Below are 11468 nucleotides of genomic sequence, written 5' to 3' on the forward strand. Positions count from 1 at the left end.
GCGTCGCCCCCGCCGCGATCGTGCGGACGGTTCAGCATCACCATAGCCGCTTGCGGCCGCCCCGGTAAACTGCAAATGAGAAGCTTCCCTGCGTTTTGGCGGCACTGCCCGAGATTGCACAATAAGCCTCGGATTGCAGTGTTGCGGCGAATGGGCATCTGTTATAATGGTCAACACCAACGGTGGAAACGGGCGCGCGGCGGGACTGCGCCGCCGCATCCGCAGGGAGAAGGGGACGACGGACATGCGGACGATGAAGATGTATTTGGCGCGCAAATATTGGCTGAAGATGCTGCTGACCATTTTGCTGCTGCTGTTCCTGTTTCTCGCCGTTTCGTCGATCACCCAATATTACAATTCGAAGCGCACGCTGCTCGACATCCAGGACGAAGCGAACCGCAACGTGCTGAGCCAGGTCAATTACAACATCGAATATATGAACGAACTGGTCAAAAACCTGGCGATTTCGCTCTATTTTGACGCCGACTCCATCTCGCTGCTGAACAGCCCGCAAATCGACATTCTCGAACTGACCCCGAAGCTGAACCGGCTCGACAAAGTGGTCGCCTACTCCTCCTTCGTGCACTCCATCCAGATCTACAACAGCTTCAATCATTGCTACTACGCCACGCTGAGCAAACAATTTTGCACGGAGGACGGCATGGGCGGGCTGATGGACCGCTACCTGAGCCAGCATGCCTCGATCCCCAAGCTGCAGTTCGTGCCGATGTATGCCGATTCCGCCGGAGACACGAATCAGCCGATTCCGTTTTTCTCCGTTTTCCTTTACGACTCCAAGGACCCCCTGTACAAAAAAAGCAGCACGCTGGTCGTCAACGTCAAAACGGAATGGCTGTTTAACCACATCAACAACATCAACAAGCTGACCGCGCAGGCGGACAGCAGCATCGTGATCATGGATCGCAGCGGCGCGATTTTCCGGCCGGACGACCAGCCTGTCCCCGGGCAGCGGGAGCTCGGAATCATGCTCGGCCGGCATATCGCCGAAACCGGCAAACAAGCCGACTACTTCCTTCAGGGAAGCGGCAAAAACCGCAAAATCATCAGCTACATCTCTTCGGAAACGAACGGCTGGGTGATCGTCAACGTGCAGTCGTACGATTTTATCTTGCACAAGATGGCCAACATGCGCGCCACCGCGATCGTGCTCGTCATCGTTTTTTTGCTGCTGTCCGTCATCGTGTCTGTCGTGATTTCCCGCGAGCTGTACAAGCCGGTGGAGCGCACGCTCAAGCAGATCGACCCGGCGCTGGGGCGCCGCAGCCGGCCGCTGCCGCAAGGAACGGACGAATTCAGCTTCATCCGGGGCGAATTCCACCAGGCGATGGCCGATATCAGCCTGCTCCGGCAGGAGCAAGCCGCCGGCAAAACGATCATGCAGACGTTTTTCCTGCGCAAGCTGATCCTCGACAGCGCCACGATCACGGCGGCCGAGCGGGACAGCTTGCGCCAGACGTACGCGATCGAGGTCGATCTGGAGCGGCCGCTGCTGCTGTGCGTGCTGAAGATCGACGATTACGCCCGGTTCGAGCAGCTGCCGGCGGGCGACCAGCGGCTGCTGAAGTTCGCCGTGCTGAACATCACTCGCGAGACAGTAGCGGTCCGCTTCCGCAACGAAATCGTCGACATGCGCAACGATCACCTGGTCATGCTGGTCAACGCGCCGGCCGCCTCGGGAGAGGAATTCCGGCCGCTGGAGGAACTGCTTCGCGAAGCGCAGCGGCGGATCGAAGGCTATTACCGCCTGTCGTTTACCGTTGCCGTCAGCGATCCGATCGCGTTTTACGGCAGCATCGACGAGCATTACCGCAGCGCGCTGGATTGCGCCATGTACCGGCTCGTGCACGGCAAATCGGCGGTGATCGTACCGGCGATGGTCGCGTCCAACATGAGCAACGACGCGTTCCAGTTTCCGGCCGATACGGAAAAACATCTGACCGAAGGACTGCGGTCCGGCAACATGCCGCTGATCGAGGAGCAGCTCGGGTTGTTGTTCCGCTATTTGTCGCAGCTTAGCCATCCGAACATTTCGTACCTCGTGCTGCATGCCGTCGTCGTGACGAACAAAGTGATTCGCGAAATCAACGGCAACAGCGTTCGCCAGACGGCTGTCGACCTGATGGCGTTTCACCGCAGCATCGGCGAGCTGGAGACGCTCGAGGAGATTCGGGAGGCATTCGTCGGGCTGTTTCGCGACATTTGCGCCAAACGCAAGGAAGCTAGCGCGGAAGGAATCAACCCGATTCTGGTGGATACGATCAAGGATATTATCGAGGCGAATTACCCCGACATGAACCTGGGCCTGCAAAGTATTGCGACCACGGTGCAAATGTCGACCTCGCATGTGGGCAAAATTTTCCGGCTGCACGAATTGGTGTCGATCGCGGAGTATATCACCGAATTCCGGCTGCGGCAGGCGTTGAAGCTGCTGGAGGAGAACAAGCTGAGCGTGCAGGAAATTGCGGAGAAAGTCGGCTTCGGCAACCAAAGCTATTTCTTCAAATTATTCAAGATGCGCTTCGGCACCACGCCGCGGGAATACCGGGTGAAGCAGGCGATTCGCCAGCAGTAAGGGTGTGGGGTGCGAGGTTAGCAGCGCGGAGTAAGGCTGATTTCAGCCTTACAGCGGCGGGTTCGTGAGCGGTGAGCGGAATAAGGCTGATTTCAGCCTTAGAGCAGCGGGTTGGCGAGCGGTGAGCGGAATAAGGCTGATTTCAGCCTTACAGCGGCGGGTTCGCGAGCGGTGAGCGGAATAAGGCTGATTTCAGCCTTAGAGCAGCGGGTTGGCGAGCGGTGAGCGGAATAAGGCTGATTTCAGCCTTACAGCGGCGGGTTGGCGAGCGGTGAGCGGAATAAGGCTGATTTCAGCCTTAGAGCAGCGGGTTGGCGAGCGGTGAGCGGAATAAGGGTGGACTGCAGCGTCTCCGCGGGCCGTTTCTGCCTCGCCTGGACAGGGCGTGATTCAAAATAAGCCATTTTTTATGGCCTATTTCGTAAAAATGGGGTGCTCGCCAAGAAATAGCCAGTGAAATCACTGGTTATTTCGCGGAAAAGCTCGATTTCGGGGCTGTTTGGTTGCAATAGCCAGTGTTTTCACTGGCTATTTTCGTTACAGGGGGAGAAATCGGGCAAATAGGCCATTTTTTATTGGCTATTTCGCCGCTCCTCCGGTTTCCGCGCCCGCATCGGCCGCTCCTCACCGCACCGACGCCACCCGCTCCTCGCCGTACCCGCGCCACCCGCACCACCGGCCGCACCGGCGCCACCCGCACCGCGCCGCCTATTGCAGCGGCCGCGAGGCTCCATTGATCTCGCCGTACACGCGCGAGAGCGCGCTGCGCACGGAGGCGAGCGCCCACTCCACCTCCGCATACTGGTTGCCTTCGGCGTTGTATTCGATGCCCCAGTACCCGTCGTAGCCCGCGTCCAGCAGCATGCGGACGAGCGGCTCCGCCGCGCCGGGAGCGGACGTGCGGCCGTCGAAGTGGGTGTGGCACACCCACGGGGCGACAAGCCTGTCGCCGATGGCGGCGTCCTGCTTCCAGCGGTCGAGATGAAGCAGGATGCCGTACCCGGGATGCTCGACGGCCTCGGCGATGCGCTTCATGCTGGCGGGAACGAGCGACGGCCCCATATGGTTCTCCGGGCCGACGCGGTAGCCGTGGCCGTCGGCACGTTCGGCGTACTCGCGGTACAGGCGCACCGTGTAGTCGAACTGCTCCTCGCCCATCTCCATCGTCCCGTCCGTGCCGGTGTCGATGCGCACCGTGCGGGCGCCGAGCAGCTCGGCGGCGCGCAGATGGGCCCGAGCGTTCCGGGCCAGCGCCTCGCGCTTGTCCGGATCCGGGTCCCACAGATGGGCACCGTCCACCGCGTAGTTGACAACGGTCATTTCCTTCTCGTCCAGCGCCTCGCGGATGAGCCGCAAATACGACTCCTCCGGCGGCGCCCACAGCCCCTCCCTGCGCTCCGTGAACGTGCCGTTCCACAGATCGACCGTATCCAGGCGATAGCGGTACTTGACCGTCTCCAGGTAGCCAAAAATGTCCATTTTCCCCGCGAGCACGGTTTTGTTAAACGAATAGCCGCCAATCGACAGCTTCATGTCCGTCCCTCCTTGGCTTTATACCAGGCATCCAGCTGCCGCTGCGCTTCGGCCACGATGGCGTCGGCGCCGGCCGCCTTCAGCTTGGCGATAAACTCGTCGTATACAAGCTGCGCGTCGATCGATCCCGTATCCATCGCCGGGCAATACGCCTCGATGACCGTCGTGACGTTGGCGATGGCCGCCTGCACCGGCTCCGGGTTGAAGGTGAAGCCGAGCACGGGCGACGCTTTGGCCGATTCGTTCATCCTCAGCGTCATTTCCGCCACCGCCGGATTTTGCCCTTCGGTCGTATAGGCGTTGAACACGTTGCCGAATACCCAGTGATCGATCTTCTCCGCATAGCCGCTGCCGGGAATCGGCCTCACCGTCCCCGCCGAAACGCGGGTGTAATGTTTGCCTTCAATCCCGTAAGCCAGCAAATTGAACAGCTCCGGGTCGGTGTTGAGCAGATTGAGAAACATCATCGCGCGCTCCGGCTGCTTCGACTGCCGGGCGATCGACTGCATGGTGCCGATCACCTGCGACTTATTGACGTACGGCTCCGTAATCGGCACCGCCACCATCGCGTTGCCGCCGAACAGGTCGCCGAACATCTCCTCGCCGCCCGGCTTCAGCACGGCATGGTACTGCATCGCCACTTGCCCCGTTTTCGTCTGCGCCACGAACGACTTGATCGTGCCGATATCGGGCGGCACATAGCCGTGCACATACAGCTCGCGCATCCGCTTCAAATAAGTTTGGTAGGCAGGCAGCTCGTAAACGTTTACCGCTTTGGCCGGATGGGCGACGTCGATGCCGACCAGCGTGTCGGTCAAATATTCGAAGCCAAGCTCGATCGCCATCGAGCCGTACAGCCCGCCCTTGTCGAAAATGATCGGCGTCACCCCGGGTTCGCCTTGCCTGATCCGCTCCATGTACGGGTACATGTCCTCGAACGTTTTGATCCGGGCGACGTCGATCCGGTATTTGTCGACGAAGCGCTTCTGGATATAGAAGCCTTCCCGGTTCGTAATCGTCTGGTAGCCGGGAATCGCGTACAGCTTGCCTTCGATGCGGGCCGTGTCGAACAGCATCTTGGGCAGCGCTTTTTTGACATCGGCTCCGTACTTGTCCAGCAGTTCGTCGAGCGGCAGCAGCGCGCCCTTGGCATAAGCGGACATGTAGTTGAACAGCCAGCTGGCATCCCACAAAATGTCGACCGGCTCATTGGCGGCGAGCACGGTGTTCATCCTCTGCGCGTATTCGCTCATGGCCACGGGCTTGAGCCGGATCGTTGCGTTCAGCTTCGCCCGGGTATACCGGTTGACGGCCTCCTCCACCGCCGACTGGTCCTTCTGCAGCTCCCGCACCGGGTAGTACCACGTCAATTCCGCCGGCGCAAGCGCTGCGGGCGGAGACGGCCCGGCCGAGCCCGTTTCCGCACGATCCGCCACCGGTTCCCGACTTTCTCCGTTCTGGCACGCGCCAAGCAGAAGCGAAGCACACAACACCGCAGCCGCGCATCCGACCGGCCGTTTGTTGAAGGTAAGCATCGGCATGTTGCCTCCCCGCCATCCTTGTCCATGCTTTTATTATAATGGATTCGGGGAACGCGCAAGCAACAATATTGCCGGTGGCGCAGCGGCCGTAACGATTATTTTTGCGATGTTCCTTGCGGTCCTTGCGGTCCTTGCGGTCCTTGCGGTCCTTGCGCCGCTCGCGCCGCGCCTTCGGCCTTGACCAGCCGGTGTAAAAGCACGAAACCCGCCAGGCCGCCCAGCGCGATCGCCGCATTGACCCGGTACATCGCCGCCGCGCCCGCCGTTTCGTACAGCCAGCCGCCGAGCAGGCCGGCAAGCACGCCGGACAACCCGCCCCAGGTCAGCGCAAAAGCGGCTTGTCCCGAAGCCCGCAGCCGGTCCGGGACGAGCACCGCCGTCAGCATCGTGCCCAAATAAAAATAAGCGCCGAACGTCAGGCTGTGCAGCGCTTGGACGAACAGCACCTGCACGGCGCTCGTCGCCAGCGACAGGAGCAGCCAACGGACGGCGAACAGCCCGCAGACGACCGTCAGCCAGGCGGTCAAATAGCCGGTATCCCGCTTCGCGTATCGGTCCAGCAGCAGAAACACCGGCACCTCGAACACGGCGGCGCAGAACGAAGCCCAGCCCATCGCCACGGCGTCGCCTCCCAGGTCCTGCACGTACAGGGAAGCGAAAGCGGCGTGGATGGTGCTGGGCACCGACTGGAAAACGCCGAGCGCGATAAAAAACAGAAAGATCCGGTTGCCGAAAACGGAACCGAGCTGCCGGGCCGGCAAGGCGGCCGCGGTCCGTTCGCCGCGCCTGACGCCGGGGCCGGGCATCAAGACGGCGCACGCGAACGCCAGCGCCAGCAGCAGCGTATACGCGAGCCACAGCCGGTCCCAGCCGAACCGCTGCAGGGCGGCGCCGGTTCCAAGCGCAACGAACGCGTAGCCGAGCGAGCCCCAGAGGCGGAAAGCGCCGAACTTGTGCGGCGTGCCCGCAATCGCGTGCAGCGTCAGGCTGCTGCCCTGGGCGTACATCGGACTTTGGAAAAAGAAGAACAGCAGCATGACGGCATACAGCGGCGCAAACCCGGATATGCGAAACAGGCCTTGTGCCAGCGCGGCGTTCCCGACGAGCAGCCAGATGACGGTGGCGCGATGATTTTGCGTGCGGTCGGTCCAGTAGCCCCAAACCGGGTTGGCCGCGACCGAAACGAGCGGCCCGCCGGCCATCAGCAAGCCGATCTGCAGCTTGCCAATGCCTTGCCGGGCCAGGTAGATCGGTACAAACGCATATAACAGCGCAAACGAGCCATAGGTAAAAAAATGATACCCCTTCAGCAGCTGCAGCGAACCGCGCATCAGACCGGAAGCAGCCGCCCGAAAGCGCGCTGCAGCTCGCGCGTCAGCCGGCCGGGCTTGCCGTCGCCGATGCTCCGGCCATCGATCCGTACGATTGGCGTAATTTCCATCACCGTGCCGGAGAGAAACACTTCGTCCGCCCGCATAAGCGCGTCGACGCGGAACGGCTCCTCCACCGCCGGAATGCCGAGCGACTTCGCCAGCCGCAGCGTCACCTCGCGCGTGACGCCGCCGAGGATAAGACGGTTCGCCGGATGGGTATGCAGCGTGCCGTCCTTGACCATCAGCAAGTTGGCGGCGACGCATTCGGTAACGACGCCGTCCCGATGGAAAATGCAGTCGTCCGCGCCGCGGTCGAGCGCGGCCTGTTTGGCCAGCACGTTCGGCAGCAGGTTGAGCGTCTTCAGATCGCAGCGCAGCCAGCGGATGTCCGGCGCGGTCAGCGCCGAGATGCCGTCGCGAATCGACGCCAGCGGCCGTTCGAGCGTCGTGCAGTACGCGTACACGACCGGCCGGACGCCGGCGGGAAACGGATGCGATCGGGGAGCGGCGCCGCGCGTGATCTGGATGTAGGCGGTGCCGGTGTCGATTTGCTCCATGCCCGCTAGCTGCTCCAGCTCCTCCCGCAGCCGTTCGATCGGCCGCGGCAGCGCGATTCGCGTCTCCTGTGCGCTGCGCGCGAGCCGCGTCCAATGCGCTTCCGGCTCGAACATCCGGCCGCCGTAGATGCGGAACACCTCGTAAACCCCGTCGCCAAAATAATATCCGCGGTCTTCCGGCGACACCCGCGCTTCTTCGTTCGGAACGAAACGGTCATTCAACAGGATCATGCTGGTCTCCTCCCGCAATAACGCCCAGGAAGCCGGCTGCGGCTCCCTGAGCGCGTGCTCCGTCCGCAGACGGCCGTTATTTTTTGTTGTTCGCTTTGACCCATTCGTCAAGCTGCTTCTGAATTTCGGCGATGATCGTATCGATGCCGGCGGCGGTCAGCTTCTCGCGGAATTCGGCGAGCAGCTCGCCCTTGTCGATCGCGCCCGTGTTCAGCGCCGGCTGGTATTTGTCGTTGACCGTGCCGACGTTGGAAATTTGCGTATTGACCGGATCGGCGTTGAAGACGAAGCCGAGAATCGGCGACGCTTCGGCGGATTCGTTCAGCTTCTTCGTCTCCTCGAGCACCTTCAGCCCTTTTTCCTCCGGCTGCATGCCGTTGAACGTATTGCCGAACACCCAGTCGACGTTGGTGATGTAGCCGCTGTCCTTGATCAGCTTGACGGTGCCGTCGGCGTTCTTTGTATAATGCTTGCCTTCAATGCCAAGCGCCAGCAAGTGGTACAGCTCCTTGTTCGTGTTGACCAGGTTCAGGAACATCATCGCCCGTTCCTTGTTCTCCGACTTGGCGCTGATGGCGTTTAGCGTGCCGAGAATGTCGTCGGTCGTCACCTGCGGCTTGCCGGTAACGATGTATTGCACCGGATGACCGCCGTTGCGCGTTTCTTCCGTCGCCTCGCCGCCCGGGTTCAGGGCGCTGCTGAAGAGGGAAACGACCTTGCCCGTTTTCTTCACGTCGTTGATCGTTTTCAACGTCGGCGCGTCCTGGTTGATGTAGCCTTTCTTGTACCAGTCGCGAACCGTGTCAAGATAGGTGTCGTATTCCGGCACGAACGACATCTTCAGCACTTTGTACGGATCGGACTTCTTGATAACGGCGATGCCGCCGAGAACGGTGCGGTAGTCGTAATCGTTGATCATCGCGGAGAGCGGACCGCTCTTGTCGACGGCGAACGGAATGACGCCCGGACTGCCCGCTTTCACTTGCGCAAGGAACGGCTCCAGGTCCTTGGATTTCTTCACCTGGGCGGTGTCGAGGCCGTACTTCTGGACGTACTCCTTCTGCACAATGTAACCCGGGATCGTCGTCATCGTCTGGTAGTTCGGCACCGCATAGGTGACACCGCCAATTTTGACCCCTTCGCTCAAATATTTCGGCACCAGCGGCATGATGTCTTTGCCGTATTTGGCCAACAATTCGTCCAGCGGGGCGAACGCGCCTTTGGCCGTATTGGTGATATAGCTGAACGCCCAGCTGGACGTCCAGATAATATCGGCCTTTTCGCCCGAACCGACGACGGCGTTCATTTTATCGTTGTACTCGCCGGTAGGAATCGGCATCAGCTTGACCGTGGCGTTGATTTTGTCTTTGGCGATTTTGCTCACGGCGTCCTGCACCAGCTTGACATCCTTCGGCACTTCCGGATTCGGGTAGTACCAGATGAGCTCCACCGGCTTGCTTGTGTCGGCTCCGCTCGGCAGCGCGCTGGCTGCGGAAGCGCTCGGACTCGCCGCCTGTCCGCTTGCGGACGGGGACGGATCGGTTTTGCTGCCCGAGTTGCCCGACTTGGTCGAGCAGCCCGCCGTTGCGACGAGCAGCGAGCAGGCAACAAGCAGCGCCGCTTGGATCATTTTCGATTTGTACATGTGTGTTCAGCCCTCCATTTGGATCGTTCGTGTATATGGCATCGGAATCCGTTCCGCGCGATTCGCCTCCTTTCGCGGATTCCGCTTCACCCGGCGGGAACGTCAGTTTTTGACCGAGCCTACGGTGAGCCCGGAAACGAAGTAACGCTGGAAGAACGGAAAAACGAACATCATCGGGCCGGCCGCCAGCACGGCCATCGCCATCCGCGTCGACAGGCTCGGAAATTGCGACATGTCGATGAAGATAATGTTTTTGTTGATTTCGCTGGTCATGAAATTGATCGAATTCATGATCCGGTACAGCAGCAGCTGCAGCGGCACCAAGTCCTTGTTGTCGATGAACAGCAGCCCGAGCCACCAGTCGTTCCAATAGGAGAAAGAAATGAACAGCCCGATCGTCGCCAGCGCGGGCGTGGACAGCGGCAGCACGATCGTCGCGAACAGCCGGAACTCGCCGGCGCCGTCCATCTTGGCCGAATCGAACATTTCGCCGGGCAGCTTGTCGAGAAAGCCTTTCATGATCAGGATGTAGAACGGACTGATGAGTCCGGGCAAAATAAGCGCCGGCAGCGTGTCCTTCAGGTGCAAATATTGCGACACCATGATGTAGAACGGGACGAGCCCGCCGCTGAACAGCATCGGAATCACAATGTACACGGTGGTGAACTTGCGGAACGCGTAATCTTTGCGGGACAGGGTGAACGCGATCATCGCCGTGAACAGCAGGCCGGCCACAGTGCCGATAGCGGTAACCGCAATCGTCACCTCGTAGGCGTGCAACAGCTGCTGCGGCTGCTTGAAAATGATGTGGTACGCCTGGAAGCTGATTTCCCGCGGGATCAGCAGATAACCGTCGTTCAGCAGCGATTGTTCGCTGGACAACGAAATCGACACGATCAGCGCCAGCGGGAACACGAACGCAAGCGACAGGACGATAAAAAAAGCGTTGACGGCATGTTTCATGCGTTCCACCTACCAGAGCGAATTTTCGTCGTTGATTTTGCGAATAATGGCGTTGGCTCCGACTACCGTCAGGAAGCCGACCGTCGACTGGAACAGGCCGATCGCCGTCGACATGCCGGTGTCGTTGAGCCGCAGCAGCGAACGGTAAATGTACGTGTCGATCACGTCGGTCACCGCGTACAGGAAGCTGCTGTCGTTCGGAATGAAGTAGAACAGGCCGAAATCCGAGCGGAAAATGCCGCCGAGCGCCACAATGAACAAGATCAGCACAAGCGGCGTCAGCAGCGGGATCGTGATGTGGCGGATCATCTGCCATTTGGAAGCGCCGTCCATGCCGGCCGCTTCGTAGTAGCTCGGATCGATGCCGAGCAGCCCGGCGAAATAAATTAGCGTGGCGAAGCCGATCCCTTTCCATAGCTGGAACGAGGTCAGGATGAACGGCCAATATTGGGCCTCGAAATAAAACTGGATCGGCTGGTGGCCGAACAGCGCCAGCACCTTGTTGACGTAGCCGCTCGCATGCGTAATGCCGTCTCCGTAATCGAACAACGACAGCGCCACGTAGCTGACGGCGACGAACGAAAGAAAATAAGGCAGAAACAGAATCGTCTGGTGAATCTTGATCCAGCCGCGGCTGATTTCCTTGAACAGAATGGCCAGCGCAACGGCAATGACGGTCGTCAGCACGATGAACGTCAAGTTGTACAAAATCGTATTGCGCGTAATGACGAAAGCGTCCTGCGATGCGAAGAAGAAGCGGAAATTGCGGAAGCCTACCCACTCGCTGCCGAGGATGCCGCGGGTAAAATTGTATTTTTTGAACGCCAGCACGAGGCCCGGCAGCGGCGCGTACGCGAACAGGAACAGCAGCAGCATGGCCGGCAGCGACAGCGTCAGCAGTTCGCCGTTGCGGCGGAGCGTCCGCCACGCCCGTCCCGGGCGGCGGCGAGGGGCCGGCTGCGGGGCAGCGAGTTCGGCGTTATCGGCTTTTGCGGCGTTCATGGCAGTCGCCCTCCGCCGGCGTGTCGAATG

At 60.5% G+C, this 11468-nt stretch carries 8 protein-coding genes; 1 reads left to right on the plus strand and 7 read right to left on the minus strand.

The features are described 5' to 3' along the window. Positions 1–166 precede the first annotated feature (166 nt). Positions 167–2593 carry a helix-turn-helix domain-containing protein gene (locus EXY20_RS04090; protein WP_135547952.1) on the plus strand — a complete coding sequence of 809 codons (2427 nt, stop codon included), beginning with the start codon at positions 167–169 and terminating at the stop codon, positions 2591–2593. Between the two features lie 708 nt (positions 2594–3301). Here the strand turns inward: EXY20_RS04090 and EXY20_RS04095 are convergent. The 7 genes from EXY20_RS04095 to EXY20_RS04125 all read right to left on the minus strand — a co-directional run bounded on the left by EXY20_RS04095 (position 3302) and on the right by EXY20_RS04125 (position 11438). After that, positions 3302–4126, minus strand: coding sequence for a sugar phosphate isomerase/epimerase family protein (locus EXY20_RS04095; RefSeq protein WP_135547953.1), 825 nt, complete (start codon positions 4124–4126; stop codon positions 3302–3304). Continuing rightward, the gene (locus EXY20_RS04100) at positions 4123–5661 is read right to left on the minus strand and encodes an ABC transporter substrate-binding protein (protein ID WP_167858972.1); all 1539 of its coding nucleotides are present in this window, start codon (positions 5659–5661) and stop codon (positions 4123–4125) included. Before EXY20_RS04100 ends, EXY20_RS04095 begins: the two co-directional genes overlap by 4 nt. A 101-nt stretch (positions 5662–5762) precedes the next feature. After that, positions 5763–6998, minus strand: coding sequence for an MFS transporter (locus EXY20_RS04105; RefSeq protein ID WP_135547957.1), 1236 nt, complete (start codon positions 6996–6998; stop codon positions 5763–5765). Next, positions 6998–7828, minus strand: coding sequence for a D-amino-acid transaminase (gene dat, locus EXY20_RS04110; protein WP_135547959.1), 831 nt, complete (start codon positions 7826–7828; stop codon positions 6998–7000). The genes EXY20_RS04105 and dat overlap by 1 nt, the downstream gene beginning before the upstream one ends. 76 nt (positions 7829–7904) lie before the next feature. Next, a complete protein-coding gene (locus EXY20_RS04115) occupies positions 7905–9473 on the minus strand; it encodes an ABC transporter substrate-binding protein (protein ID WP_135547961.1) in 1569 nt (522 codons plus the stop codon). A gap of 102 nt (positions 9474–9575) precedes the next feature. After that, positions 9576–10436 carry a carbohydrate ABC transporter permease gene (locus EXY20_RS04120; protein ID WP_135547963.1) on the minus strand — a complete coding sequence of 287 codons (861 nt, stop codon included), beginning with the start codon at positions 10434–10436 and terminating at the stop codon, positions 9576–9578. A 9-nt stretch (positions 10437–10445) separates the two neighbouring features. Further along, a complete protein-coding gene (locus tag EXY20_RS04125; RefSeq protein WP_135547965.1) occupies positions 10446–11438 on the minus strand; it encodes an ABC transporter permease in 993 nt (330 codons plus the stop codon). Positions 11439–11468: the final 30 nt, after the last annotated feature.

It is taken from the genome of Paenibacillus cymbidii (assembly GCF_004764705.1).
GTDB classification, from domain to species: Bacteria; Bacillota; Bacilli; order Paenibacillales; family NBRC-103111; genus Paenibacillus_AN; species Paenibacillus_AN cymbidii.

What these genes read in the sequence shown, in the direction of transcription:
- EXY20_RS04090 (WP_135547952.1), top strand. Translation starts at nt 167, where the DNA reads ATGGTCAACACCAACGGTGGAAACGGGCGCGCGGCGGGACTGCGCCGC.
- EXY20_RS04095 (WP_135547953.1), bottom strand. Translation starts at nt 4,126, where the DNA reads ATGAAGCTGTCGATTGGCGGCTATTCGTTTAACAAAACCGTGCTCGCG.
- EXY20_RS04100 (WP_167858972.1), bottom strand. Translation starts at nt 5,661, where the DNA reads ATGCTTACCTTCAACAAACGGCCGGTCGGATGCGCGGCTGCGGTGTTG.
- EXY20_RS04105 (WP_135547957.1), bottom strand. Translation starts at nt 6,998, where the DNA reads ATGCGCGGTTCGCTGCAGCTGCTGAAGGGGTATCATTTTTTTACCTAT.
- dat (WP_135547959.1), bottom strand. Translation starts at nt 7,828, where the DNA reads ATGATCCTGTTGAATGACCGTTTCGTTCCGAACGAAGAAGCGCGGGTG.
- EXY20_RS04115 (WP_135547961.1), bottom strand. Translation starts at nt 9,473, where the DNA reads ATGTACAAATCGAAAATGATCCAAGCGGCGCTGCTTGTTGCCTGCTCG.
- EXY20_RS04120 (WP_135547963.1), bottom strand. Translation starts at nt 10,436, where the DNA reads ATGAAACATGCCGTCAACGCTTTTTTTATCGTCCTGTCGCTTGCGTTC.
- EXY20_RS04125 (WP_135547965.1), bottom strand. Translation starts at nt 11,438, where the DNA reads ATGAACGCCGCAAAAGCCGATAACGCCGAACTCGCTGCCCCGCAGCCG.